This is a genomic window from Phytobacter diazotrophicus, from assembly GCF_052061655.1.
Lineage (GTDB): Bacteria > Pseudomonadota > Gammaproteobacteria > Enterobacterales > Enterobacteriaceae > Phytobacter > Phytobacter diazotrophicus.
In genome coordinates this window covers 304,721-331,648 of the sequence record NZ_CM125428.1, presented here as the reverse complement: position 1 = coordinate 331,648, position 26,928 = coordinate 304,721, and the positions used below count along the sequence as shown (strand labels likewise).

Sequence of the window (26,928 nt, the reverse complement as noted above, 5' to 3'; positions counted from 1 at the left end):
GGTTCCCATTATTTCAATTTTCCCTTTCACCGACAGGCAAACGAAAAAAATGGCATCGCATCCTATCGATTTTGTAATTATTGGCAATAACTTCGCCACGCCGGAAATGCGTGCCGTCTGGTCGGAAGAAAATCGGCTTCATCAACAGGTGGCGGTCGAAGTTGCACTGGCTCAGGCCCAGGGCGAACTGGGGGTGATCCCGCAAGAGGCTGCCGAAGAAATCCTTCGCCGTGCTCAGCCAGAAAAACTGCTGCTAAGCGATATTGCCGCTCAGGCCGGATTGATGAAACACTCCTTTATGCCCACGCTGAGCGCATTGCAACAACAGTGCGGCCCGGCAGGGGAATATCTGCATTACGGTGCCACCACACAGGACATCGTTGACACCGCCACCATTTTGCAGTTGCGCCAGGCATTGACCATTATTCGTCGTGACACCCTGGGCGTTACCCGCGCGTTACGCCAGTTGTCAGCGCGCCATCAGCACACCCTGATGGTTGGCCGCACGCATGGTATGCAGGCACTGCCGACCACCTTTGGTTTTAAAGCCGCCGTCTGGCTGGATGAATTTTTGCGCCATCTGACACGCCTCGGTGAAATCACGCCACGCGTGCTCACCGGCAATATCAACGGCGCGATTGGCACCAATGCCGCGCTGGGCGCACAGGGCCCGGAAGTAGAGCGCAGAGCGCTGAGTCTGCTCGGCCTGAATAGCCCGACCATTGGCTGGCAGTCCGCCCGCGACAGGCTGAGCGAATTCGCGTCGGTTGCGGTGCTGATTAGCGGTTCACTGGGCAAAATCGGCAATGAACTTTATAACCTGATGCGCAGCGAAATTGGCGAAGTGGAAGAGCCGTTCAGCAAAGGTAAAATCGGCTCCACGACCATGCCGCATAAACGCAACCCGGCGGCCATCGAAGGGCTGGCAAGCCTGACGCCGCCGATTCGCAAAAGCGCGGCGCTAATCTACGAATCCATGCACGTTGAACATGAGCGCGACGCAATGAGTTGGCGCGCCGAATGGCTGGCCCTGCCGGAAATCTGCCTCTACCTCTCCGCCCAGTTGCAAAATGCCCAGGGTATCCTGAGCGGGCTGACGGTGAATGAAGCGAAAATGCGTGCCAATCTGGATATTCAGGCCGGGCTACTGCTGTCTGAAAAAGTGATGTTTGAGGCAGGCAAAACCCTCGGTAAGCAGACCGCTCATCATCTGGTCTACACCTGTGCCATGACGGCCTTTGAAACCGGACGTGACTTTAAGAGCGTGCTGGCGGAAACCCCGGCGTTTGCCAGTGCTTTCTCAAGCGCTGATCTGGATGCCTGGTTTGACCCTGCACGCTACCTCGGTAGCGCTGTGGAAAAAGTGTCAGATGTGCTGCGCGCCGCCGATGCTGCGCTGGAGCAGGCGTCGGTATGACCGAAAAATATCGTCAGCTCACCCTGGCCGATAGCGATGCCTATCTCGAACTCATGCTCGCCGCCTATGCCCCCTCGCTGGCGTTAGGTGTTCATTTCGATGCGGCCACCGCCACACCCGAGAAGGTCGAACGGCACCTGCGACAGCACGGCGTGTACGGCCTGTTTATTGAGGATGAACTGGCCGCGTCCGTCACCCTGCGATACCCGTGGGGGCCGCTCCCCGGTCCCTTTGGTTTGCCGCACATTGGCTGGTTCGGTGCGCACCCGCGCTTTCGTGGTCAACAGCGGGGACAGCAAATTTATGACTGGGTGGAAATCCATATCGTGCGCGACATGCTGCACGCCCCCGCGATTTCGCTAGGTACGGCTATCCACCATCCGTGGCTGATTGAGATGTATCAACACTGGGGCTTTACGCCGCAGCACAAAGCGGATCTGGGGAAAGGCCATATCACCCTGTTTATGAAAAAGATCCTTGATGAGGCAGCCCACACAAGCTGGCTAGCCCGCCAAACACCCTAATGAGTAAACCATGACAGATACCCATGATTTAGCCCTCTGGCTTACCGATTTTCGCCATGAACTGCACCGCTTCCCGGAACTCTCCAACGAAGAATTCGCCACTACCGCACGCCTGCGCAATGTGCTGGAGCAGTATCAGATTTCTGTTCTGCCGCTGGATTTACCCACCGGCCTGGTGGTGGAGATGGGCGGGCAAAACCCTGGTCCCCTGGTGGTGCTGCGTGCTGACATTGACGCGCTGCCCATTGAGGAAAAATCCGGCGTTGCGTATCGCTCAGAAAACCCTGGCGTAATGCACGCCTGCGGCCACGATTTCCACTCCTCGGCAGCGCTGGGGGCCGCTATTTTGCTCAAAGCGCAGGAAGCCACGCTAAAAGGCCGGGTACGTATTCTGTTCCAGCCCGCCGAAGAGACGGGCCAGGGCGCACCGGCGGTGATTGCCACCGGCGCGCTGGACGAGGCCATTGCTATTTTTGGTATTCACAATGACCCGGCACTGCCGGTAGGGGTGATGGGCAGTAAAGCAGGCGCGCTGACCGCAGGTGTGGATCGTTTCCGTATTGATATCACCGGCACCGGCAGCCACGCCGCGCGGCCTCATGAAGGTAACGATCCTATCGTGATTGCCGGGCAGTTGATTGGCGCGCTGCAAACGCTCATCAGCCGCAACGTCGACTCCAGTGAAAACGCCGTGCTCTCCATTACTCAGGTACATAGCGGAAGCACCTGGAATGTTATTCCCGACAGTGCCTGGCTGGAAGGCACCGTACGTACTTTTAGCCAGAGCGTTAGGGAAAACATCGAACGCCGTTTTCATGACGTTACGCGCGGTCTCGCCACCACCTTTGACGCGCAAATCGCACTCGACTGGCAGCCAGGCCCACCGTCGGTCGTGAACAGCGAAAGCTGGGTCGATCTGGCGCTGGAAACCGGTGAACAGGCAGGCTTCGAAGTGCGCCGCATCCCCGCCAACCCCATCGGTGAAGACTTTGCCTTTTACCAGCAGCGTCTGCCTGGCGCGTTTATCATGATTGGTTCCGGCGGGCCGTTTGCGCTGCACCATCCGCAGTTCCGTGTGGATGACGCCGCCTTGTTCCCGACCGCCGACTGGCTGGCACAACTGGCCATCGCCGCACTGACAAAGGCAACCGCATGAGCAACCTTACGGCGGAAGTCGCCCGGCTGGTTGCCACCCGACAACCCGACGAAGCTGCCCGTGAACAGGCGCGACAAGGCGTGCTGGATTTTTTCGCCGTCGCTTTCCCGGTGGTCAATGGCACCCTGCCGGATGCCACGCGGGAGACGATACGCGCAATCTGGCCCGGCGATGACCCGCAGTCACGCGCATTGCGTCTGGGCTACTGTGGACATGCCCTCGATTTTGATGATTTTCACCCGGACTTTCGCGGACATGCTGGCACGGTGATTTTACCCACACTCCTGGCGCTCGGTACGCAGACGCCCCCGCGTCTGCTGGATGCGTTTGTGGTGGGCGTCGAAATGGCGGGTAGATTAGGGCTGGCCGTCGGCGGCGGCCATTATGTTCAGGGTTTTCACAACACCAGCACGCTGGGGGTTATTGCCGCGGCGGCGGCAGGTGCGAGGCTTGTCGGGGCGACGCAAGAACAAACAGCCGCGGCGCTGGCTATCGCCGCTACCCAGTCAGCCGGATTACGGGTGCAGTTTGGCTCGGATATCAAACCGCTGCATGCCGGTTTTGCCGCACGAGCGGCGGTGACTGCCGTGCAGCTTGCGCAGCACAACACGAAGGCATCCATTACGGGCGCGCTGGAGAGTTTCCTCGCGGCTTACAGCCCCGCCACACAGCAGCCGCAAAAACTCACGCAGGACTGGGGTGCGCCGTGGCGCATTGTCACGCCGGGTCTGGAGTTCAAACCCTGGCCTACCTGCAGCGGAACGCACGGCGCGGCGCTGGCGGCGCTGCGGCTGCGCAAACAGTGGCTGGCAACCGGCAAAACATCCGACAACCTTATCGGGGCCATAGAACATATCGAGATAGCCTTCCCTCCTGGCGGCGATGTGGCAGCCTTTGTGCGTCAGCCTGTAACGGGAGTGGAAGCACGCTTTAGTCTCGAATATGTGATTGCCGAGTGCCTGCTGCGCGGAGAGCTTGCGCTGACCCGCTTTGACGCCCGTCCTGTCGACCCGCTTACCGCAGAACTGGCTGCACGGGTGACCCGCACGCCAGATGCCAGCGCACCGCCGGATGCACAAAATCCGAGTGCGCGTTTTCACCGCCTGACGCTGCAACTGTTTAATGGCGAGCAGCTTATCAGCCAGGTGACGCGCCAGGGGCTACTGACTCAGGGAGTGGATTTAGAAGAGAAACTACGCCAGTGCCTGCCCGGTGCGGATGCGCCCACCCGCGCACGCTGGCAGCAGCAGACGCGCCTGCACACCCTGGAGGATCTTGAGGCTATTCGCGGGTTGCTGCTAGGATAAGCGGTGAAAACGCCTGAACCGGCCCGGCATCACCGGTAAAACGGGTAGCCTGAATAACGGTAATCTGCCCGCTACAGCCCTGCGCAAGGGCAGATGTACCAATATCCCGCGTTAAGACATTCGGGTTACCGTGGCGGCACAGTGGACGCTCCGCCTTTGGATCTACCGGGTCATACCAGGCCCCCGTAGGTAGCTGCACCACGCCGGGCTTAATGTTCACTGAAACGCTCACGACAGCCAGCAACGCCCCGCGCGCGTTATGCAACATCACCACATCCCCTTCGCTAATTTCCCGCGCCGCAGCGTCTTGCGGGTGCATCAAACAGACCTCTTTCCCCTGCCGTTTATGCTTTGCGCTGTACCGGGCGTAGTCCAGTTGGCTGTGCAGACGGGTGGCGGGCTGGTTGGCGATGAGCCAGAGCGGATGCAGCGCATTCGGCTGCTCATCTGGCTCCCGCCACACCGGATGACCGGGGCAATCGGCATAGCCAAAACGGTCAATGACGGCAGAGAAGATCTGGATTTTTCCGTCCGGCGTGGGCAACGGATTTGCCTGCGGGTCGGCACGAAAACGGCGCATCAAACGCCCGCCGTCATCCACCTGGGGCAGGGTCAACACGCCCTGCTGCCAGAAGTGGTCAAAGTCAGGCACCGGGTGGTCTATCTCCGCCAGCTTTTGCTGCATCTGCTGGTAGAGATGTTGTAACCATTCGCGCACGCTGCGTCCTTCGGTAAACGCCTCTTCTTTGCCCAGGCGAGCCGCAATGTCGCGGAAAATAGCAAAATCATCCCGGGCCTCGCCGTGGGGTTTCGCCACCGGATGCATGGCAAAAAGATGGCGATCGGTAGGGGCGCCGCCCACATCTTCACGCTCCAGCGTCATGGTGGCAGGCAGTATGAGATCTGCATGACGTGCGGTAGCCGTCAGGCTGTGTTCATGGACGATTAAGGTATCGAGACGGCAAAACGCCCGCCGCAGTCGCGCCAAATCCTGGTGATGGTGGAACGGATTGCCTCCCGCCCACCGGGCCAGCCTGATATGCGGATAGCGCCGTTCGACGCCATTAAACTGAAAGGGTTCGCCGGGATGAAGCAGCATGTCGGCAATCCGCGCCACCGGAATCAGCGCCTCGACGCCATTTTTCCCCTGAGGCAGCGACGGAAAAGAGACCCGGTTAAATGCCTTACCATAATGCCCCAGCGCACCCAGTGCATAGGTATACCCGCCACCAGGCAGCCCCGGCTGCCCCAATGCGCAAGCCAGCACCAGCCCGAGCCATACCGGCTGTTCGCCATGCTGAGCGCGCTGTAAGGCATGGGCCACCGTGACCAGAACCCGCCTGCCGTGAAGCCGCTGCGCCAGGGCGATAATCTCGCCCGCCGGAATGCCACAAATTGCTGCGGCCCAGGCGGCATTGCGTACCGTGCCGTCCGCCTCCCCCTGAAAATAACGCACCAGCGTTGGCCAACCGGTGCAGTAACGGGCCAGGAAATCTTCATCCGTGCGCCCTTGCTGATAGAGGGTGTGGAGTAACGCCAGGATCAGCGCCGCATCGGTACCGGGCGTGATCGACAGCCATTCCCCGGCGGCCTCCTCCGGCAGATCGCTACGAAGTGGGCTGACGGAGATAAAACGCGCCCCACGACGGGCCGCCTGCTGCATATAACCGCGTTCGGTATGTTCACTCATCCCACCGCTGGCAACCTGGGCATTTTTCAGCGCCAGGCCGCCAAATGCGAGAACAATGTCGCTATGTTCGGCGATTTCCCGCCAGCTTACGCCGCACCGGGAGATCTCATCCTGGGGCGCGACAATATGCGGCAAGATCACCGATGCCGCCGCCGAGCTGTAGGACCAGACCGAGCGCACATAGCCGCCAATCGTCGTATTGAGAAAGCGGTGCACCTGACTTTGCGCGTGATGAAAACGCCCGGCGCTCGACCAACCATAAGAGCCGCCAAACACGGCTTGTGGGCCATGAAGCTCCGCCACCCGCTGTAACTCATTTGCTGCCAGACCGAGCGCCTGCTCCCAGCTAATAGCGATGTACTCGTCCGCGCCGCGCCGCTCATCCGGGCCGGGCCCGTCTTCCAGCCAGCCACGGCGCACCATCGGCTGAGTGACGCGCGCCGGGTGGGTTAAAGCATCGGTGAAGTTTTCCAGTAACGGGCTGGGATCGGGGTCGGCGGCAAAGGGGGTGATTTTCAGCGCGTTTGCCACGCGCCGGGCGGTAAAAGCTCCCCAGTGGGAGCTGTGAGGCACCGGCGCAGACATTTACAAAACCGTTGAGAGGAAGTGGGTTACGCGGGCGTTGGCATTCTCTTCCAGCACCTTGCGCGCCGGGCCAGAGGCAATGACTTTACCGGACTCCATAAAGACAATGTTATCAGCAACTTCGCGGGCAAAGCCGATCTCATGGGTGACAATCACCATGGTTATGCCTGAGTGAGCAAGCCCTTTGATGACCTGTAACACCTCGCCCACCAGTTCAGGATCCAGCGCGGAAGTGGGTTCATCAAACAGCATTACTTCCGGGTCCATCGCCAGCGCACGGGCAATAGCCACGCGCTGTTGCTGCCCGCCGGAAAGCTGCTGCGGCCAGTCATTTTCACGCCCGGAAAGCCCCACCTGCTGGAGCAACTGACGGGCTTTTGCTACCGCCACCGCACGCGGCTGCTTCTTCACCCGGATGGGCGCATCAATAATGTTCTGCAAAACGGTGCGATGCGGAAACAGATTAAACTGCTGGAACACCATGCCGATGCGGCTGCGTTGGGCAGCGATTTTGCTGTCGCCCACTTCATACAGCGCCTGGCCTTTTTGCACATAGCCTACCAGGTTGCCACCGATGCGAATGGTGCCCGCATCCAATTTTTCCAGGTGGTTGATGCAGCGTAGCAGCGTGGATTTACCTGAGCCAGAAGGCCCAAGAATCACCGTGACGGACCCGGCGTCGACGTCCAGGTCAACGGCATCTACCACCGTCTGCCCACCAAAACGTTTGGTGATGTTACGTAATTCGATGGTCTCAGCCATTGCTAACGCCCCTTGCATTGAACAGAAAAACCGGCAGTTTGCGGGCGAACCAGACTTTTGCTGTCTCACGTTTTACCCCACGGGCAAAGTAACGTTCGACGTAGAACTGACCGACAGAGAGCACCGAGGTCAACAGCAGATACCATAGCGTTGCCACCAGCAGCAGCGGAATCACTTCATAGGTGCGCTGATAGATGATTTGCGCCGAGTAAAGCACGTCCTGTAGCGAGATAACCGACACCACCGCCGTGGTTTTCAGTTGCCCGATGACCTCATTGCCCGCAGGGGGCAGAATGGCGCGCATCGCCTGTGGCAGAACCGTATGACGGAAGATCTGGCTGCGGGTGTAACCCAGCGCACGCGCCGCTTCAAGCTGACCGTTGCCGACGCTCTGGATACCGGCACGAATAATTTCAGCCGCATAGGCAGACTGATGCATCACCAGGGCAATCACGGCGGCGCTAAATGGGCTAATCAGCGCATTGGATGACGCACTAAAGAATTCGCCAATCCCTGGCAGGCTCAATGAGACGGTAGGATAAAGTGCGGCGATGTTGTACCAGAGAAACAGTTGTACCAGCATCGGCACACCCCGGAAAAACCAGGTGTATCCCCAACTGACGGCCACCAGCACCGGATTGGAGGAAAGCCGCATCAGCGCCAGTACCGTTCCCCCGGCGAAGCCCAACACCACCGAGATGGCGGTGAGCTGCAGGGTCATCAGAACGCCACTGATAATGGAGTCTTCGGTAAAGCTCTCTGCCACCACATGCCACTCAAAACGCGGGTTATTAAAGATAGAGTGCAGCAACCCGGCCAACAGCAGTAAAACGACCAGCGCGCTGAACCAGCGCCCGTAATAGCGCTTACCGATGATGCGCAGCGCGTCCTGAGAAGCGGGAGGTGTGGAGTGAGGCATTAGAAGATGTCCTGATTACGTTTCGACTCTTTCACTGCGCCAAAGCCAATCGACCAGTGATCCAAAATCTTCTGATAGGTCCCGTCTTTGATGAGCGAATTCAGTGCGGCCTGTACCGCTTCTTCCAGTTGCGAGTCTTTCGGGAAGGCGATAGAAACCGGCGCATCGTTGACGCTGATCTGCCCGCTCATGGTCAGCGGTTTGACGGTTTTAACCTGCCAGGTGAGCCCTTCATACGGGCCGAAGAACATCGGCACGCGACCACTCACCACCGCCTGCACACCTGCCGGGCGGTCCGGGAAAACCGCGACCTTGATCGGCGGTTTTCCCTGCGATTCACACGCCTTGCTGGCTTCGTTCAAACGGTTAATCTGCGTGGTACCCGCCCCCGCGCCAATCTCTTTTCCACACACCTGCGTGAGCTCGGTGAACTCGGGAATACTGGCATCTTTACGGGAGATAACCCCCAGACGGGAAGCATCGTAGTAGCTGACGAAATCGACCTGCTCGAGGCGTTTTTGCGTGGCGTTAATATTGGACAGCGCGACATCATAGCGACCGGATTTGAGGCCAGGGATAATATTGTCAAAGCCCCCGGTATCGTGCCATTGCACCTGTACACCCAGGCGCTCTGCCACTGCGCTCATAATATCGATTTCACGTCCGGCCAGCGTTTTATTATCTTCCTGATAAAAGGTGGTGGGCGGCGTATTCGGGTTTGTTCCGGCAACAATATACCCACGCTGCAAAATGTCTGCCGGAAGTTTGGCTTTTAATGTTTCATCTGCCGTAACAGTAAAATTATTTTTTGCCGGAACAGTTTGTTCAGCGGCAATAACCTGCTGCATGCCGCCCAGGGCCAAAAATAGCGCTAAAATGCTCTGTCTTTTCATTTCGTTTTTCTGTCCCCAAAATTAACCCCGTACGGGGTGGCAAAATAAAATCAGAAGGCGTAAGACGGAATATATTTTTATATTTTGTGATTGTTATTCTGGTTGAGTGGGTAATGTGAGGGAACCAATAAAACCAGAAAAGCAATGCCAGGAATTGCATAAGCCAGCCACCACGCGGAGCCCGTGACGAAAACACCCGCCCGCGAGCAGGCTGCTACGCTTAACGTTCTGTATGCATAAAGAGGAAGGAGCAGAGGATGAAAATTGATCTGAGTGGGAAAGTCGCACTGGTCACCGCCTCGACCGGTGGCATTGGTTTCGCCATAGCCACGGGGCTTGCCGAAAGCGGTGCGGAAGTGATCCTCAACGGACGTAGCGAGGCGTCAGTGAATAAAGCGCTCCAGGCGCTGAATGAGCGCGTACCGGGCGCAAAAGTGCGTACCGCCATTGCCGACCTGAGTTCGGCAGAAGGGGTTGAAACCTTACTAAGCGCGGCAACGGATGCCGATATCCTGGTCAATAACGCCGGGATTTACGGGCCGCAGGATTTTTATGCCACCGACGATGCGACCTGGGAAAATTACTGGCAAACCAATGTGATGTCGGGCGTGCGTCTTTCCCGTGCGTTGCTGCCAGCGATGGTGAAAAAAGGTTGGGGCCGCGTGGTCTTTATCTCCTCGGAATCGGCGCGCAACATTCCTGCCGATATGATTCATTACGGCGTGACCAAAACGGCCCAGCTCTCGCTGGCGCGCGGGCTGGCGAAGTTTGTCGCCGGTAGTGGCGTGACGGTCAACAGCGTGTTACCCGGCCCGACCCTTTCCGATGGCTTTGCCGCCATGATGCAGGACGAAGTGGCAAGAACTGGCAAATCACTGGAAACGCTGGCGAAAGAGTTTGTGATGGCTCACCGTCCCAGCTCCGTTATTCAGCGAGCAGCGACCGTTGAAGAAGTGGCGAACATGGTGGTCTACGTTTGCTCGACTCAGGCATCGGCAACCTCAGGCGCGGCGCTGCGCGTTGACGGCGGCGTGGTGGATGACATTCTTTAACGCGTTTCTGGCAGGGCACGCGGTGTGCCCTGCCGGGAGAGTTTACGGCCATGCCGGATAGAAGCGGCTCATCAGGATCATCAGCATTGGCGTGGTCAGGGTAGAAAGCAGGGTGGAAATCAACATGCTGGTTGCCGTCGCCCCTTGCAGCACTTTGAATTTCTGCGCCATCAGATAGACGTTTATCCCCACCGCCATTGACCCCAGTAAAACCACCACCTGGCTCTCCTGCTGCGGCAGATGCAGTGCGTAAGCGAGCGCCCAAATCAGCGCAGGCATCAACACCAGTTTAATCAGGCAGATAGCCGCGCTTTCCCGCAGCCCCTGGCTGATGTTGTAATGCGAGAGACTCATGCCCAGCGTGACCAGAGTTAACGGCGCGGCAATCTGCCCTAGCATGCTGACGGGACCATCAATAAATTGCGGCAAGGTGTGGTGAGTCATGCTCCAGGCAAAGCCAGAAAAAATGCCGATAATCAGCGGATTACGCAGCACGTTGACCAGCGTTTTGCCGATGCCTTTCCAGGAAAAACTGCCGCTCTGCGCCCACTCCACCGAGACAGTTACCAGCGTCCACAGAATCAGGCTGTTAAACACCAGTACCAGCGCGACCGAGGCGAGGCTGGCCTGCCCCAGAAGAATCACCGCGACCGGGATCCCGAGCATGACGTTATTGGAAAAAATACCCCCAAGGCCAAATACCGATGCCGAGATGGCATCAAGGCCAAACACGCTTTTTGCGACAATGCGCCCGACAATATAGATCAACAGGCAACTGCCGAAATAGGCGATCAGCAAGCGCATATCCACCGGCGGGCTTTGGTAGAACTTGCTCATGACTTTAAATAACATGCAGGGCAAGGCAATCGAAAAGCAGAAGCGGTTAAATACCCCGCTGGCGGCCTCCGGCCAGCCGGCAAAACGTCCAAGACAATAACCCAACGCAATTAAGGAAAATAAAGGCGCAGACAGGATCATCTGCTGCGTAAGCTGCCCCAGAAAATTCGTCGTTTCCATCCGTTACCCTGCCCGTATCACCGTAAAAATGAATGATTTTTTATGTTTTTTGGCAGTATAGGGGTTTTGCCATGAAGAGTCAGTCTGGCTGAAACGGTGTTAGTGCCTTATTACAACATTTACGCTTTCTAATGCGGCATTTGCACATCATTGTGCGCAGAATCTTGCCAGCGCGTTTTCAATCCTGCCGGAGTGGTGATTTAATATTTTCCACCTCATAGAGTACGTCCATAATCTTCGCCGATAACGCATAAAACTGTTTACCCTTTTCGGTTAATATCACCGATCGGATACTCCTTCCGCGTTGAATAAGCGTAAAACCAATATTATTTTCCAGCATTTGCAAACGTTCAGATAAACAGACCTGGCTAATACCTAAAAATCCGGCGGCGGCGGGTATGTTTCCACTACGCACCGCAGAAAGAAATGCATTCATTAATTCGAGAGTCATGATTTATTGCCATTACTGTTTACTCAATGAGCGAACCCGTTAGCCAGTATAATTATCAAGCAAAGTTTTCTTGTCAATATAATTAGCGCATAAAAGACGTCATCAAAAATAGTGTGATAACGCCGCGATCTGACATTTAAAAATGAAATTCATGCATTTCAAAATGAAATAGATGTGTTTTACACTGGCTTTAAATATGTGATTAGCATCACCAATAAGAATATCACACAAAAATAACAAAAAATAAAAAATACATAAACATCATACTGTTAAAAATAATTTACCTCATCAGGAACGCCCCTGGCACGCCATCTGCAATTATCAGTGCCAAACAACAATGGAGAGCGTCAGATGACTTATAAAATTTTACTTCCACAAGAAATCATGCAGGAAGGGAGAGAATATCTTGAGAGCCGGGGTTATGAGCTTATTACAGGTTCCGGGATGGAAGAAGAAGATATCATCCGTGATATTCCGGAGTGCGACGGTATTATTGTTCGCCTTTCAAAAATGTCCGATCGCGTATTTGAAGCCGCGAAAAAACTGAAAGTTGTTGCTCGCCATGGTGCCGGTTATGACACAGTCGATCTGGAGTCGGCCAAACGCCACGGTGTGACCGTATTAAACGCGCCGATTGCTAACAGTATGTCTGTTGCCGAGCTGGCCATTTTTTACATGCTGCATTGTTCACGTAATTTCAAGCTGGTCGAAGAGAAAATGCTTGAGGATTACTACTGGGCAAAACTGCGCACGCCAAAAGTAGAGCTGGACGGTAAAACCGTAGGCCTGGTAGGCGTGGGCAACATCGGTTCCCGTGTCGCCATCAAAGCCCTGCATGGCTTCAACATGAAAGTCATTGCGTATGACCCGTACAAAACGCAGGACCAGGTGCCGGAAGGCGTTGAGTTAACCAGCGACTTTGAGCGAATTTTCAAAGAGAGCGATTTTGTCTCCCTGCACTGCCCTACCACGGCGGAAACCACCGATTTTGTTGGCGAAAAGCAGTTCTCGCTGATGAAACCGACCGCGTATTTCATTAATACCGCACGCGGCAAACTGATCGATGAAAAAGCGCTATACCACGCACTTTCAACACACGCCATCGCCGGTGCGGGTGTCGATGTCCTGAAAAAAGAGCCGTTCGACCCCGCCGATCCGATTTTCACCCTCAGCAATATCGTTATTGGTCCGCATATCGGCGCGGCCACAAAAGAAGCGACCGACCGCGCCTCTTTGCACTCCGCTATTGGTATCGATGAAGTGTTATCAGGTAAAAAACCGTCCTGGCCGGTGCCGGGTTTTTAAGGAGAAAATCATGTCTATCGGTAATCGTATTTTCACCAAGCGTCCGGCATTCGACGTTGAGTTATTAAAACATTACGAGAAACTGCCCGCCGCAAATATCGCCGACACCATGAACCGTATTGCGGTCCTCGGCAACGGCATTAAACGTATTTCATCACCGAAGAAGCCGGTCATGGCGGGCTATGCCATTACGGTGAAAGCGCGCGCTGGCGACAACCTGATGTTGCACGCCGCGCTGGATATGGCAACTGAAAATGATGTCATCGTGGTCTCTAACGAAGGCGATCGCTCCCGTGCGTTGATGGGCGAAATCATGGTGGCTTATGCCCACTACACCAAAAAAATCGCCGGTATCGTGCTTGATGGTCCGATCCGCGATATCGATGCCCTGTCCGTACTGGACTTCCCTCTCTTCGCCACCGGTTCGAACCCGGCGGGTCCGTTTAAAGAAGGGCCGGGTGAAGTGAACACACCCATCGCCGTAGGCGGCGTGGCGGTCTGTCCGGGTGATTTAATTGTGGGTGATGCTGACGGCGTGATCGTCATACCGCTGAACGATGCAGCAGCCCTGCTCGACAAAGCCACCGACTACGCCAAATTTGATGCGGGCAAAGTGGAAGCGGCGAAGAACGGCACCGCCAACCGCGCATGGGTAAGAAAATCATTAGACGAAAAAGGCGTTGAGTTTATTGACGACGTCTACCGCTAATTCGTGCAAATAATGAAATGCTGCACGTCGTATGACGGCGTGCGGCTATTAAATACAGGTAATGTAAAATGCTTTATCTTAAACTCTTACCCATTATCTTTTTTCCCATTCTGTTTTGGGTTATTCCTCACCCGGAAGGCGTTTCTGCCCAGACCTGGGAAATGGTCGGTATCTATCTGGCGATGCTGTGCGGGCTGGTCCTGCGCCCGTTTACCGATGCTGTCATCATGCTCATCATCCTCGGTTTCGCCTCGCTGGTGATTGAACCAGGCCCGCTGTTCGCCGGATTCGGTAGCCCGATGGTGTGGTTTATCATCAGCGCTTTTATTATCTGTAAGGCCTTCGTGATTACGGGGTTAGGCAAACGTATCGCCTACCTGCTGCTTCAGCGCTATGGCAAAAATACCCTGACGCTGGGCTACCTGATGATGGTGACAGACACCGTGCTCGCTCCGGCAACCGGCTCGAACATGTCGCGTTCCGGCGGCATCACTTACCCCATTTTCCGTAATATCGCCGAAGCGCTGGGCTCAAAGCCGGATGATGGCAGCCGCAAGATTGGTGCCTATCTCACGATCCTGATGTATGTGGTGTCGATGGGTACCTCCAGCCTGTTTCTGACCGGGATGGCGACCAACTCCATTACCGTCTCGCTTGCAAACGAAATAATGCACGTCAATCTCGAGTGGATGGTGTGGTTCAAAGCCGCCATCGTACCGGCAGGCATTGTGCTGTTAGCCGCGCCCTGGATCCTCTATAAGCTCTATGCGCCTGAGCTGAAAACCATTACCAATGTTAACGAAATCGCGACCAAAGGGTTGCAGGAGCTCGGCCCGGTCAAGCGCGAAGAGAAGCTACTGATCGTCTTCTTTTTGCTGGGCATTATCGGCTGGATGACCGGCTCCCTTACCGGGATTGAGTTTATTCCAGTCGGTCTCGCCTTCCTTGCCTGCCTGTTGCTGTTCGGCGTATTGAGCTGGAACGATGTGGTCAGCGAAAAATCGGCCTGGCAGACCTTCGTCTGGTACGGCGCGTTTTACGGGTGTGCGGTCGCGCTCTCCAAAGGCGGTTTCTACGTCTACCTGGTGGATGTGATCAAAAACTACCTCGACCTGTCGCAACTGAGTGAAATAAGTGCCCTGGGTGTGCTGGTGTTTATCAGCCTCGCGGTGCGTTACTTCTTCGTGTCGAACAGCGCCTTCGTTGTGTCGTTCTATCCGGTGCTCTTTACCCTTGGGATGACCACTCAGGCACATCCGATGTATGTCGCGCTGTCCCTGGCCTTCTCTGCGGGGTACGGGGCGCTGCTCACCCACTACGGCAACGGTGCGGGGGTGTTTACCTTCTCCAGCGGCTATGTTCCGCAAAAAACCTTCTGGCTACTCGGCACCATCATGGTGCTGGTTAACGTCCTGGTCTTCTTCCTGATTGGTATTCCTTACTGGAAAATGATCGGTATCTGATTAAGGAGCGCGCGAAATGAAATTGGATATTCTGATTAAAAATGGTCTGGTGGCTGACCTGGATAGCGGCAGTTACATCAACCAGAACATCGGTATTGTCGGCAATCGTATTGTGGATTTGCATACCGCCGACAGCCAGGCGGAAACCGTCATCGATGCGGCAGGCTGTATTGTTCTTCCTGGGCTGATTGATTTCCATGCCCACGTTTTTCACGGCGGCACCGCCATCAGCGTTAACCCGGATGTGCTATGCCTGCCCAACGGCGTGACCAGTGTGGTGGACGCCGGGAGTAGCGGCTGGGTTAACTATAAACTGTTTCGCAACAGTGTCATTCATACGGCGCAGACGCGCATCAAAAGCTACCTGAATGTGGTGAATGTAGGGCTCTCCACGCTGGGCGGCGGGCCGACGGGGTATCTGGAAAATACCAACCCGGCGAACTACAACGTCGAGAAAATCAGCCAGACGCTGAATGAGAACCGCGACAACATTCTTGGATTAAAACTGCGTTACAGCCAGGATATCGCGACCGGGCGCAATTTTAGTAGCGATCCATTTTATGCCGCCGTGGCGCTGGCACGAGAGCTTAAAACGACCCTCTGTGTCCATGTGACCGACTCCCGGTTGCCCGCCGATGAGCTGATCGGCCATTTCCAGACCGATGATATTTATGCCCACTGTTTCCACGGCACGGGTAATGCCATCCTCAAGGAAAGCGGAGAGGTGTTCCCTGCCATCAAGGAAGCCAAAGCACGCGGCGTGATTTTCGACTGTTCTAACGGCGTGGCCCATTTTGACTTCACGGTAGCCCGCAACGCCATGGAACAGGGCTTTAACCCGGATATCATTAGTACCGACCTGACGCTACGTAATAGCCTGCGCACGGACAAGGTATTCAGCCTGCTGTTTATTATGTCGAAATATCTCAACATGGGGATGTCGTTCTTCGATGTGGTTCGCTCGGTGACCCGCACCCCCGCACGCCTGATGAAAATGGAAGGGCAGATCGGCACGCTTGCGCCGGGAGCCTTTGCCGATATCGCCATCGTGAAATTGCGTAAAGAAAAGATCGTGTTTGAAGATACCAAAGGCACACAACTGGAAGGTGACCGTTATATCGATAACTGCGCCACCATCAGTAATGGGCAAATAGTCTATCGCCGACAGCGTTTTTAAAAGAGAAGGCAGTGTGTCTGTCTTTTGCCTGCGCACCGCAAATGCGCAGGCTTTTTTCGTTTTGCCAGGCAGCGCTTTGTGGCGTGAAGAGCGTGAGGATATGATGACTCCCGCATAAATCGATCACTCTGGATAACCAATGAAAAATAACGAAATTGCGATTTTCTCGGTGTCAAAAACTATCACCCAGCGCATATCCAACGTGCTTATCGAAAGAAAGATCGACATCCCCGTTTACGAGTTTCACTATTTTGACGTGGTGGAAAAAGCGCAGCAGCTTGTTGCGGGTGGTACCAAAATCATCATTAGCCGGGGCGGTACGGCAGCGTTATTACGCAACAGTCTTTCTATTCCGGTTATCGAAATCACCCACGAGCTGCACGGTATTTATCGCATTCTGCAGGAGGCGCGGAAAAAATCGCAGAAGATTGCCGCCGTAGGCTTTCCGCAGTTCTGTAATGTGCTGCGTCGTTATCAAAATATGACGAACGAAGACTTCAAAATCTGTCAGGTTTACAACCACTATGATATCGAGAACGTCGTAAAAAACCTGGCGGATAACGATTACCAGTTGGTGATTGGCGGCCTGACCGTCGCAGAGATGGCGAAGAAGTATGATTTGAATGTCATCATGGGCGATACCGATAATATTTCTATTGAACAGGCGCTGGATGTTGCTGAAAGCCTGTTGAAGTACATTAACAATGAAAACATGAAGTTAACCATGTCCTGGTCTGCGCTTAATCAGTCGCACGAGGGCATTATGTGTCTGGACCAGTCAGGGGAAATTATCCATATCAATGCCCGTGGCTTTGCGTTATTCCAGTGCAATATTGGGGATAAAATCTTTAAAAAAGAGGCCTTCAAAAGCATTTATGGCAGCATCATCAATGAAATAGATATCAAAGAGCATGCTATCGAGATTGACGGCGAGACGGTCAATATTGCGGTGAAGCACTTTTCCAATAAGCACGGCTTTTATACCGTCATTACCGGTAGCAGACAGGAACATAACGGCTGGTCCTCTTCCCGCACCAGCAAAAAGAGTGACCACAAAGGCTTTACCACCACGTATTCATTTGCCGACATTATCGGGCAATCCCCGGTGATGGAAGCCGCGATAGCACGGGCCAAAATCTACGCCGCTCACGATCTTCCCATTAATATTCTGGGAGATACCGGCACCGGTAAGGAGCTGTTTGCGCAGAGTATTCACCACGCCAGTCCACGAAGCGCTGAACCCTTTATTGCCATTAACTGTGCCGCCATTCCTGAAAGTTTGTTAGAGAGCGAGCTGTTTGGCTATGCCGATGGCGCCTTCACCAATGCGCGTAGGGGCGGCAAGCCGGGTATTTTCGAGATGGCGATGAATGGCACTGTCTTTATTGACGAAATCAGCGAAGCGCCGCTCACGGTGCAAATCAAGTTACTGCGCATTTTGCAGGAAAAGCGGTTCAGTCGGGTTGGCGGCGACTCCCTCATCAGCGCCAGGTTCCGCTTAATTACCGCCAGTAATAAAGAGTTGGGCGCACAGGTGGCAGCCGGTGAGTTTCGCCAGGACCTCTGGTATCGCATTAATGTCCTTACGCTACAGTTGCCTGCACTCAGAGAGCGAACCGGCGATGTGATGCTGATTATTGAAGACCTGCTGGCAAAACATAACAAAGCACTGAGTTTCACTGATGAAGCGGTGGATTTTCTCAACAGCTACGCGTGGCCTGGCAATATCCGGGAGTTACAGGCGGTGATTTTACGGCTGATTGTATTGTTTGATATGCACGTTGTGGATGTCGATGCGCTGCAGTCGCTGTGTCATATGTCAGTGTCTGCTGATGATGATGAAGATATCGTCCCGCAGCCCGGTGACGTGGATTTGCTGAAAAAGCAGGAGCAGAAGCTGATTGGTGCGGTGATGAAACGTACCGGCGGCGATAAATCACAAGCCGCGGTGATGTTGGGGATAAGCCCGACAACGCTGTGGCGTAAGATGAAGGAATATGGAGTGGAAGGGGTTTGACATACTCCATACCGGGAGCAATTTCCGGATGGCGGCGCAAGCGCCTTATCCGGGAGACAGGGTGTAGCCCCGGTTAGCGCAGCGCCACCGGGGACAAAATCATAACCCACTCATTACGAATAGCTCTTCCGCGCATCCGAGAAAAACGCCAGCGTCTCCTCCAGACTCTTCGCCTGCTCCTCCAGCGACATGGCCGCCGCAGAGATCTGCTGCACCAGAGACGCATTCTGCTGGGTGGCGCTATCCATCTGATTGACCGCCTCGCTCACCTGACTCACGCCTTTCGTTTGCTCATCCAGCGCCTGCACAATCTCGGCAATCACCTGATGCACACTGGAAACCGAGGTAATGATTTGCTTCATCATCGCCCCCGTCTCATTCACCAGCGTAACCCCTTTACTGACGCGCCCGGACGACTCCTCAATCAGCGCTGAAATCTCTTTGGCCGCACTGGCGCTGCGCTGTGCAAGGCTGCGCACTTCACCGGCCACCACCGCGAAGCCTCTGCCCTGCTCACCGGCGCGGGCCGCTTCAACCGCCGCGTTCAATGCCAGAATATTGGTCTGAAAAGCGATGCTGTCGATGATGCTGTTAATATCGCCAATCTTGCCGGCGCTCTCATCAATCTTGCCGATGATATCCACCACTTGTGCCACCAGCGATTCACCCTGCCCGGCAATTTGCGCCGCGTTCTGCGTCAGTGATGTTGCCTTGTGCGCATTTTCCGCGTTGTTTTTGACGGTCACGGAAATCTGCTCCATGCTCGCCGCCGTCTGCACAATCGCCGCCGCCTGCTCTTCGGTTCGCGAAGCTAAATCGAGGTTGCCTGCCGCGATTTCGCTGCTTCCCGCCCGCACGGAATGGCTGGCATCGCTGATGCTGCCCACAATACGCCGGAGCTGGGCTTGCATGGTGTGCAGGGCATAAAAGATGCTGCTGCTATCGCCGTTACGTACCGCAATCTGATGACTCAAATCCCCTTGCGCCACGGACAGCGCAATCTCTGAGGCTTCCGTCGGCTCGCCGCCTACCGGGCGCGCAACCTTGCGGGTAAACACCATCGCTACCACCACGCTGACAATGATAATACTCAGGATCATCAGCAAGATGGCGTTACGCAGGTAGTGCCACGCTTCGGCCATGACGACGCTGACTGGCGTCACAATCGCCAGCTTCCACGGTGTCTGACTATTACCAATGTCGATGGTGCGCCAGGTCACAAACGCCGGTTCTTTTAGCAGGGCATCGTCGGTGCGCACCACCGCTTCCGCGCCGATTGTCCCCGTCCAGGGTTTACCCGTTGCCGCCTTATCAGGGCTGGAAACCACTTTGTTATCCGCCGAGAGCAACAGCGCGTAACCCGTCCCCTCCCACGGCTTGATGGCGCCAATCATTTTTTGCAGCGTTTCCAGCGAGAAATCCGAAGTCACAGAGCCCTGAAACTTACCGTCGCGGATAATCGGCGCCGCGATGGAGGTCAGCATCACATCCACACCGTTATAGGGGTAGATGTACGGCTCGATAATCACCTCTTTCTGGCGCTGACGCGGCAAAAGGTAGTAGTCGCCGCTGCCCGGTGTTTCATAATCCACCAGGTTGTGTAGCGCCGGGTTACCACTGTTATCACGGTCAACATAGCGGGCGTAGCGGCCAGCCGGATCCTGATCCGCTTTTCCCGCAAACTCCGCGTCTTTGCCGTCAAACGTATTGGCTTCAAAAGCCAGAGACATCGACAAAAAATCAGGGTGCTGATGCAGATAATCGGCCAATAACTGGTCCAGGCCACGCCGTTCTGTCAGCCCGGCCTGATGTAATGCCCAGGCGCTGTTGCCTAAATCGCGCGCGGCGTTCAGCGCAGAGTCGAGCTGTTGCTGAACACGTAATGATTCAGTGAGCGCAATTTGCTGGAGATGTCTTTTGGCGACCGCTTCCTGCTGGCCCATAGATTGCCAGAGCAACAGGCCAATGGTGACCAGGAACCCGGTGGTGATGGTGACAAAAATAGACGCCAGCATGAGTGTTCTGGCTGTGAGTTTTTTACGTGTGCTCATGTTTCCCCGCTCAGGCAATCGCCCTGTGGCAAATAACCCAATTAACTCATGCTTCATTTATCGGTAAAAACTGCTTAACACTTCACGGAAATTTGCATGAAATTTTTCTTACCCGGAAGGAGGTTCATTGAGCGTGCTGAGGAAATCAGAGGGTCTTTCCCTGATAGATTTGATAACCCAAATCGACAGTGTTGTGGTTGAGCGCGTCATTTTTTAGCTTATTCAATAACATCTGCGCTGCCATTCTGCCGATATCAAAGCGCGGCGTGATCACACTTGCAAGGCTTGGGATCATCTGTTTCCCCATTTCCAGGCCATGAAAACCGGCGATGGAAATGCGCTCCGGGACGGCAAGGTCGTGCTCGCGGCAGTAAAACAGCGCGCCCATCGCAATATCGTCATTCGTGCAAAAAACGCCATCCAGATCCGGGTGGGTTTTAAAGGCTTCGGCCATAAGTTGCGACCCAAGGTAGATAGACGAGCTCGCGCGGGGGTTGATACGGTAAGCCTCCAGTTGATGCTGATTCATGGCATCGCAATAACCGCAAAAGCGCTGCTCATCACGCATATCGTCTTTCGAACCCAGATAGATAATTTTGCGCCGCTGACGTTTAGCCAGCATGGTGCTCACCATGTCGAAGGCGGCCTGACGATTATCAAACCCCACTTCCATATCCATTTTGGCGCCCTGCACATCCATCAGTTCAACAATCGGGATTTTGGCGGAACGCAGGAACTTAACGGTACGAACGGTATGGTGCTTTTCGGAAAGAATAATGCCATCGATATTGTAGGAGAGCAGATTGATCACCGACTCCTCTTCGGACTCTTTGTTGTAATTATAGTTAGCGATAAGTGTCTGATAATTATGGTCAGATGTCACAGACTCAATGCCCGCGAGAATGTCAGCAAACAACTGATTCTGGAACGAGGGGATCAGCACACCCAGCGTATAGCTTTGCGCATTGAGCAACATGCCGGGCGCACGATTGGGTATGTAGTTGATCTCTTCCATGATCATCGCGATGCGCTCGCCGGTGGCCCTGGATACGGTTTTAGGCGAGCGGATATACCGGCTGACGGTCATTTTGGTGACCCCCGCCAGCGTGGCGATATCCTGAAGTGAAATTCTGTGATTTCTCATCGTCTCTCCCTCCTCAGGGGAAGCGGTTTATCCACTTCCCCCGGGAATACCGTCATTGCGAAAAATGAAGTTAATGCAGGATGGCGTTAAGCGTCAGCACACCCAGTAAACCCATAAACGAAATTAGCGTTTCCATTACTGTCCATGTACGCAGTGTCTCACCAACGCTGAGATTAAAGTAGCCTTTGAACAGCCAGAATCCAGGATCGTTGACGTGTGACGCAATTACGCTACCCGCACCGGTAGCCAGCACCATCAGCGCCGGATCGGCATGGGTAACATTGATTATTGGCAGCACAACGCCAGCGGTCGTGATGGCCGCCACGGTGGCAGAGCCCAGCGCGATACGCAGCACGGCGGCAACGGTCCAGCACATCAGCAGCGGCGAGAGGGTTGTGCCCGTCATCAATTGTGAGATGTATTTGCCTACTCCGCTATCAACCAGCACCTGTTTGAACGCCCCGCCACCCGCAATAATGAAGACAATCATTGCGATAGCGCCGATGGAGGCGCCGACCATTTCCATCACTTTTTCGAGATTACGGCCATTGCGCAACCCGAGAGTGAAAATAGCGATCACGATGGCGATAAACAGGGCCACCGCGGGGTTACCGACAAACTCAAAGAAGAGACGCGCGCTATTGCCTTTTGGCAGGGTAATTTCACAAACCGCGGCAATTGCCATCAGGATCACGGGCATTACCGCCGCGAAAATACTGTTCCAGAAGCCCGGCATTTCATGATCGGCAAAGATATGCGGGTTGAATAACCCCTCCGGCGGCGCTTTTTCAAAACGCGTCAGCAGTTTCGAAAACAGCGGCCCGGCGACAATAACCGTCGGAATAGTAATGATCATGCCATACAGCAGGGTTGTCCCCAGATTGGCCTCAAAAATGGTGGCGATAGCGGTCGGCCCCGGATGCGGCGGCAGAAAACAGTGGGTTACGGACAGCGCGGTCACCATCGGTACACCGACATAGAGCAGCGGCAGACCAGACGACGCCACCACGGTAAACACCAGCGGCAACAGCAGGACAAAGCCCACTTCGAAAAACATCGCCAGCCCCACGACCAGACCGGTAATCACCAGCGCCCATTGCACCCGTTCTTTGCCGAATGTCGCAATCAGCGTCGTGGCGATACGCTGAGCGGCACCGGTGTCAGAAATCAGCTTCCCCAGCATGGCGCCAAAGCCAAGAATCATCGCCAGGCCGCCTAACGTTCCGCCAATTCCCCCCTGAATGGAGTGCAGCACGGCCTGCGCATCCATACCTTCGGCAAATCCCACAACGGCGGCAACCAGCACCAGGGCGATAAACCCATTAACTTTAAAACCAATCATTAAGACCAGCAGCAGCGCTACGCCTGCCGCGATAATCAGTAATGGCATAATCTTGTCTCTTGTTATGTGCCGAACCAGCAGCGCCGTAGCGCTGCATCTTAGTACTAACGAGTCACACAGCGACCAGCATGCCGCCGTCAACAAACAGAAGATGACCGTTAACAAAATCAGAGGCTTTAGAGGAGAGGAACACCGCAGCGCCAATCAGCTCTTCCGGGTTACCCCAACGCGCCGCAGGCGTACGTTTGCAGAGCCAGCCGGTGAAGGCTTCGTCTTCGACCAGCGCTTTGGTCATCTCGGTTTTGAAATAACCCGGAGCAATACCATTCACCTGAATGTTGTGTCGTGCCAGCTCAACGCACATGCCACGGGTCAGCATTTTTACCGCGCCTTTGGAAGCGGCATACGGCGTGATGGTGTCGCGGCCCAGTTCACTCTGCATGGAACAGATGTTGATCACTTTCCCGGCCTGACGCTCAACCATGCGACGGGTCACCGCTTGCGATACCAGGAAAACCGCCGTCTGGTTAACCGCGATCACGTCATTCCACTCTTGTTCCGGGAAGTCATTAAACGGGTGGCGGCGCTGGATACCGGCATTATTGACCAGAACATCAATCGGCCCGGTTTGTTCTTCGATACGTGCAATGGCGGCATCGATTTCTGCTTTTTTGGTCACGTTAAACGGTGCGGCCACAGCGCGGATATCCGCTGCGCGCAATTTTTCAACAGCGGCATCAGCACGCTCCTGATTAATATCGTTAACGATGATTTGTGCGCCGTATTTCCCAAGGCCGGTTGCTAATAAGTAGCCAATACCCTGTGCGGAACCGGTAATCAGGACATTCTTGTCCGCCAGTGAAAAAAGGTCGTTCATGGTCTTATTCCTTATCACGATGCATTAAAAAACGAGTTGAACTTTGGCGGCCTGGGTTTTATCGCCCGCGAATTTCAGCGCCTGCTCCAGCTCGGTGAAGGGGTATTCGCCGCTTAATAACGGCAGGGGATCCACCACGCCATTCGCCAGCCAGGAGACAGCGGTATTGAATTCAGTGGTGAAACGGAAGGAGCCTTTCAGGGCAATCTCTTTGGCGATGAGCATCATCATCGGGAAATCCGCTACCGCGCCGCCCATCCCTACCTGAACCATCGCCCCTCTGGCGCGCGTCACTTCCAGGCAAGTGGTAATGGATGTCGGATTCCCCGACACTTCGAAGCTGACATCGAAGTAACCTTTTTCCGCTTTCCACGGTGTCAGATCGGCGCTACGCGGATCGATGAGCGTGTCGGCCCCCATTTTTTGCGCCAGTTCCAGCGAGCGAGGGCTGATATCCGCGCAGACGATTTCTGCCGCGCCCAGCGTTTTCACCGCGCTGACAATCAGGCAGCCAATTGGACCTACGCCTGAGATAAAGACACGTTTGCCTTGTAAGTCACCGGCCTGATGAGCAGCGTGAATAGCAACCGCCAGCGGTTCGGCAAAGGCCATGATTTTGGCATCGGCATTACTGGAGAAAGGAATGCATTGCGCGGTATCCACCACTTTAAAGCGGGTAAAACCACCGTCAACATGCGGGAAATACATGGCGCTGCCAAAGAAGCGCATTTCCGTACACTGATTTTCTTCTTTCGCCAGGCAATATTTACAATGACCACAGGGTTTTGATGGATTTACTGCAACAGTCTGGCCTTCTTGTAATTTTTCTGAATCTGAATGAACAATTTTGCCAATAACTTCATGGCCTAACACCATCGGTGCTTTAACAGCAAAATTACCGACCTTGCCTTCCTGATAATAATGCAAATCGGATCCACAAATCCCCCCTCGGGTTATTTGCACCAATGTACCCTTATTATTCCATTCAATTTCCTGGTCGGTAACGTCAACAGTTTGCTTTCCCGCTACAACGCAGGATTGAGTTTTAATCTTCATGTTTCCTCTCTGGTCAGGACGTGGCCTGGTGGGCATTTAAACGGTTTTCCCTGACCTGAATTGTGACGGATGTCACGCTCAAAAATTGTTACACTGCAATGTTACGCATAACGTGACGCGCTTTATAATTCTGCTTTTCATGTGCAGAAAAACATAAACGCATCGCTATTTGCACGGTAATATCCGCGTCATCAAAATGAGACAGGAGTAATTAAATGCGCGGTGAGAGTTATATTTTAATGGGGGTATCGGGAAGCGGAAAAACACTGATTGGAGCCAAAGCCGCCGCCGTACTTGGTGCGAAATTTATTGATGGGGACGATCTCCATCCGGCAAAGAATATCGATAAAATGTCAGCCAGTATTCCCTTAACCGATGAAGACAGATTGCCATGGCTGGAACGATTAAATGACGCGTCTTATAGTCTGTATAAAAAGAATGAAACCGGTTTAATTGTTTGTTCGGCATTAAAAAAACGCTACCGCGATATTCTGCGCAAAGGCAGTCCGAATGTGCATTTTCTGTGGCTGGACGGCGATTATGAAACCATTCTGGCGAGGATGGCGAAACGGCAGGGACACTTTATGCCGGTTGAATTACTGAAAAGTCAGTTCGCCGCGCTGGAACGCCCGGAACGGCAAGAAGATGACGTCATGCGCATAGACATCAACCATGAGGTCGATAACGTGGTGGAGCAGTGCGTGCAGGCAGTTGCTACGCTGCGGGCAAAAAAGGGATAACCCACTACAGCGTTATCAAGAGTGATAGCGGCAAGCCGCCACCACGCAACTGCCTCCATTTCAACGCGCCGTGGATGCCGCTGAGTGCAGAATCAACTCGGTAATTTCAGAAGGTCGGCCAAGCCGTAGCGGAAAACCGTTCCACAGCCCGGCACCGTTACTGACATACAGCGTCATTGGGCCGACCGCGTAACGACCAGAGATATAACCGTTGTTGAGGGGCTTCACCAGTTGGTCAAGCCCCAATACCATTCCACCGTGAGTATGGCCGGAGAGCTGCAACTTCACCCCCGCTGCGGCGTTATCATCGGCGCTACCTGGCCGGTGGTCGAGCAGGATAACGGTGTCATCGGGGCGAGTGCCCTCCAGCGCACGTTTCAGGTCCGGCCCATCAAAACCGTAATTTTCCGCCACTTTATCCGGCACGCCTGCCAGCACAAACGAGGCGTCACCGTGCGCAATACGTACATGCTGGTTGGTCAAAAAGGGAATGCTCAGCGTCTGCCAGGCTGGCACCCAGCTTGCGTAGTCGAAATAGTATTCATGATTACCGGTGATGGCATAGACGCCATCCGCCGCCCGCAGTTGTGTCAGCGGTTCGACATCCGGCAGGCGATCCTCTACGGAGCCGTCTGACATATCGCCGGTAATCGCGATGAGATCCGGCTGCAGGGCGTTGGTTCTGGCAACAATCTGCTGCACCCACTGACGGGGCAACAGGCGAGTGGCATGAATATCAGCCAGTTGTACCAGCCGGTAGCCATCAAAAGCAGGCGGCAGTCCGGGAATCGTCACATGGACGGTACGAACGTCAGGCACGCGCGTAGCCTGCCAAACACCAATTCCTGCCAGCACCACAGACAGGACCAGCAGGGGCAGCGTGATGGGCAAGCCGGGGAGGGTTTTATGGGTCAGCAGCCCGACAAGTAAAGCGAGCATATCGCGCAGCAGAAGGAAACTGGCGAACAGCACCACGGCGCCGAACAATCCGCCAGCCAGCATCACAACCGGGCGCGGCCATTCTGGTGAAAATGAACTCCCCCACAGCCAGCGGCTAAAAAAGCGGAACTCACAAATGCCCACCAGCACAAGGAACAGGCCAAAGCGGAGAACAGGAGACAGTGGAAGCCACCAGATAAAACGAGAACCAATATAGAGTGCCGGTAACAACATCCAGATAAAAAACATCATTATCTCCCTACCTGCGTTTGCATCACAAAGCGCGCGTAAATGAACCCTTTTAAAATTAGCACGTTGTTATAATGCGCCGGTTG

General features: G+C 54.6%; 23 protein-coding genes. 11 read left to right on the top strand and 12 right to left on the bottom strand.

All coding sequences use genetic code 11. The features are described 5' to 3' along the window. The first annotated feature begins 49 nt into the window (after positions 1-49). The 4 genes from purB to ACS0RQ_RS01520 are packed head-to-tail and all read left to right on the top strand — an operon-like array spanning position 50 to position 4,404. On the top strand, positions 50-1,417 hold the full coding sequence (gene purB / locus ACS0RQ_RS01535) for an adenylosuccinate lyase (protein ID WP_271849305.1): 1,368 nt from the start codon (positions 50-52) through the stop codon (positions 1,415-1,417). After that, entirely contained in the window at positions 1,414-1,941 is a 528-nt protein-coding gene (locus ACS0RQ_RS01530) for a GNAT family N-acetyltransferase (protein ID WP_271849306.1), read from the top strand. Before purB ends, ACS0RQ_RS01530 begins: the two co-directional genes overlap by 4 nt. A gap of 10 nt (positions 1,942-1,951) precedes the next feature. Further along, positions 1,952-3,097 carry an amidohydrolase gene (locus ACS0RQ_RS01525; RefSeq protein WP_271849307.1) on the top strand — a complete coding sequence of 382 codons (1,146 nt, stop codon included), beginning with the start codon at positions 1,952-1,954 and terminating at the stop codon, positions 3,095-3,097. Continuing rightward, complete coding sequence (locus ACS0RQ_RS01520) at positions 3,094-4,404, top strand: MmgE/PrpD family protein (RefSeq protein ID WP_271849308.1); 1,311 nt, start codon at positions 3,094-3,096, stop codon at positions 4,402-4,404. The genes ACS0RQ_RS01525 and ACS0RQ_RS01520 overlap by 4 nt, the downstream gene beginning before the upstream one ends. On the opposite strand, the gene ACS0RQ_RS01515 is transcribed toward ACS0RQ_RS01520, so the two are convergent. From ACS0RQ_RS01515 to ACS0RQ_RS01500, 4 genes are read right to left on the bottom strand one after another with little or no spacing between them, the layout of a single operon-like run. Beyond that, a complete protein-coding gene (locus ACS0RQ_RS01515; RefSeq protein ID WP_271849309.1) occupies positions 4,379-6,679 on the bottom strand; it encodes a molybdopterin-dependent oxidoreductase in 2,301 nt (766 codons plus the stop codon). The genes ACS0RQ_RS01520 and ACS0RQ_RS01515 overlap by 26 nt on opposite strands. Further along, positions 6,680-7,441, bottom strand: a complete 762-nt coding sequence (locus tag ACS0RQ_RS01510; protein WP_103278435.1) for an amino acid ABC transporter ATP-binding protein — start codon at positions 7,439-7,441, stop codon at positions 6,680-6,682. It lies immediately after the preceding gene. Beyond that, the gene (locus tag ACS0RQ_RS01505) at positions 7,434-8,360 is read right to left on the bottom strand and encodes an amino acid ABC transporter permease (RefSeq protein ID WP_103278436.1); all 927 of its coding nucleotides are present in this window, start codon (positions 8,358-8,360) and stop codon (positions 7,434-7,436) included. The genes ACS0RQ_RS01510 and ACS0RQ_RS01505 overlap by 8 nt, the downstream gene beginning before the upstream one ends. Beyond that, entirely contained in the window at positions 8,360-9,253 is an 894-nt protein-coding gene (locus tag ACS0RQ_RS01500; RefSeq protein WP_271849310.1) for an ABC transporter substrate-binding protein, read from the bottom strand. Before ACS0RQ_RS01500 ends, ACS0RQ_RS01505 begins: the two co-directional genes overlap by 1 nt. Before the next feature lie 257 nt (positions 9,254-9,510). Between ACS0RQ_RS01500 and ACS0RQ_RS01495 the strand changes: the two genes are divergently transcribed. Further along, positions 9,511-10,305 (top strand): SDR family NAD(P)-dependent oxidoreductase, encoded by a 795-nt coding sequence (locus tag ACS0RQ_RS01495; protein ID WP_079496984.1) that lies wholly within the window; start codon positions 9,511-9,513, stop codon positions 10,303-10,305. A gap of 42 nt (positions 10,306-10,347) precedes the next feature. Here the strand turns inward: ACS0RQ_RS01495 and ACS0RQ_RS01490 are convergent, their stop codons facing one another. After that, a complete protein-coding gene (locus ACS0RQ_RS01490; protein ID WP_271849311.1) occupies positions 10,348-11,322 on the bottom strand; it encodes an AEC family transporter in 975 nt (324 codons plus the stop codon). A gap of 178 nt (positions 11,323-11,500) precedes the next feature. Further along, positions 11,501-11,773 (bottom strand): LysR family transcriptional regulator, encoded by a 273-nt coding sequence (locus ACS0RQ_RS01485; RefSeq protein ID WP_271849312.1) that lies wholly within the window; start codon positions 11,771-11,773, stop codon positions 11,501-11,503. Positions 11,774-12,124: 351 nt separating this feature from the next. Here ACS0RQ_RS01485 and ACS0RQ_RS01480 point away from each other — a divergent pair, with 351 nt between their 5' ends. The 5 genes from ACS0RQ_RS01480 to ACS0RQ_RS01460 all read left to right on the top strand — a co-directional run bounded on the left by ACS0RQ_RS01480 (position 12,125) and on the right by ACS0RQ_RS01460 (position 18,444). Then, positions 12,125-13,078: a hydroxyacid dehydrogenase gene (locus ACS0RQ_RS01480; RefSeq protein WP_271849313.1), complete on the top strand. Its 954-nt coding sequence runs from the start codon at positions 12,125-12,127 to the stop codon at positions 13,076-13,078. A 10-nt stretch (positions 13,079-13,088) separates the two neighbouring features. Continuing rightward, positions 13,089-13,787 carry an RraA family protein gene (locus ACS0RQ_RS01475; protein ID WP_071194983.1) on the top strand — a complete coding sequence of 233 codons (699 nt, stop codon included), beginning with the start codon at positions 13,089-13,091 and terminating at the stop codon, positions 13,785-13,787. A gap of 68 nt (positions 13,788-13,855) precedes the next feature. After that, on the top strand, positions 13,856-15,250 hold the full coding sequence (locus ACS0RQ_RS01470; RefSeq protein WP_079496980.1) for a DASS family sodium-coupled anion symporter: 1,395 nt from the start codon (positions 13,856-13,858) through the stop codon (positions 15,248-15,250). 16 nt (positions 15,251-15,266) lie between these two features. Continuing rightward, a complete protein-coding gene (locus tag ACS0RQ_RS01465) occupies positions 15,267-16,427 on the top strand; it encodes a metallo-dependent hydrolase (RefSeq protein ID WP_271849314.1) in 1,161 nt (386 codons plus the stop codon). Between the two features lie 139 nt (positions 16,428-16,566). Continuing rightward, positions 16,567-18,444 carry a sigma 54-interacting transcriptional regulator gene (locus ACS0RQ_RS01460; RefSeq protein WP_271849315.1) on the top strand — a complete coding sequence of 626 codons (1,878 nt, stop codon included), beginning with the start codon at positions 16,567-16,569 and terminating at the stop codon, positions 18,442-18,444. A 113-nt stretch (positions 18,445-18,557) separates the two neighbouring features. On the opposite strand, the gene ACS0RQ_RS01455 is transcribed toward ACS0RQ_RS01460, so the two are convergent. From ACS0RQ_RS01455 to idnD, 5 genes are all read right to left on the bottom strand, one after another. After that, the gene (locus ACS0RQ_RS01455; protein ID WP_071194986.1) at positions 18,558-20,495 is read right to left on the bottom strand and encodes a methyl-accepting chemotaxis protein; all 1,938 of its coding nucleotides are present in this window, start codon (positions 20,493-20,495) and stop codon (positions 18,558-18,560) included. Between the two features lie 145 nt (positions 20,496-20,640). Beyond that, on the bottom strand, positions 20,641-21,639 hold the full coding sequence (idnR, locus tag ACS0RQ_RS01450) for a DNA-binding transcriptional regulator IdnR (RefSeq protein ID WP_041851308.1): 999 nt from the start codon (positions 21,637-21,639) through the stop codon (positions 20,641-20,643). Between the two features lie 70 nt (positions 21,640-21,709). Beyond that, positions 21,710-23,029, bottom strand: coding sequence for a gluconate:H+ symporter (locus ACS0RQ_RS01445; protein ID WP_041851307.1), 1,320 nt, complete (start codon positions 23,027-23,029; stop codon positions 21,710-21,712). Positions 23,030-23,093: 64 nt separating this feature from the next. After that, a complete protein-coding gene (gene idnO, locus ACS0RQ_RS01440) occupies positions 23,094-23,858 on the bottom strand; it encodes a gluconate 5-dehydrogenase (protein ID WP_271849316.1) in 765 nt (254 codons plus the stop codon). Between the two features lie 24 nt (positions 23,859-23,882). Further along, positions 23,883-24,914 carry an L-idonate 5-dehydrogenase gene (gene idnD, locus ACS0RQ_RS01435; RefSeq protein WP_271849317.1) on the bottom strand — a complete coding sequence of 344 codons (1,032 nt, stop codon included), beginning with the start codon at positions 24,912-24,914 and terminating at the stop codon, positions 23,883-23,885. Positions 24,915-25,129: 215 nt separating this feature from the next. Between idnD and idnK the strand changes: the two genes are divergently transcribed. Further along, positions 25,130-25,654 (top strand): gluconokinase, encoded by a 525-nt coding sequence (idnK, locus tag ACS0RQ_RS01430; protein ID WP_103245162.1) that lies wholly within the window; start codon positions 25,130-25,132, stop codon positions 25,652-25,654. A gap of 60 nt (positions 25,655-25,714) precedes the next feature. Here the strand turns inward: idnK and ACS0RQ_RS01425 are convergent, their stop codons facing one another. Next, positions 25,715-26,845 (bottom strand): metallophosphoesterase, encoded by a 1,131-nt coding sequence (locus ACS0RQ_RS01425; RefSeq protein ID WP_271849318.1) that lies wholly within the window; start codon positions 26,843-26,845, stop codon positions 25,715-25,717. Positions 26,846-26,928 lie beyond the last annotated feature (83 nt).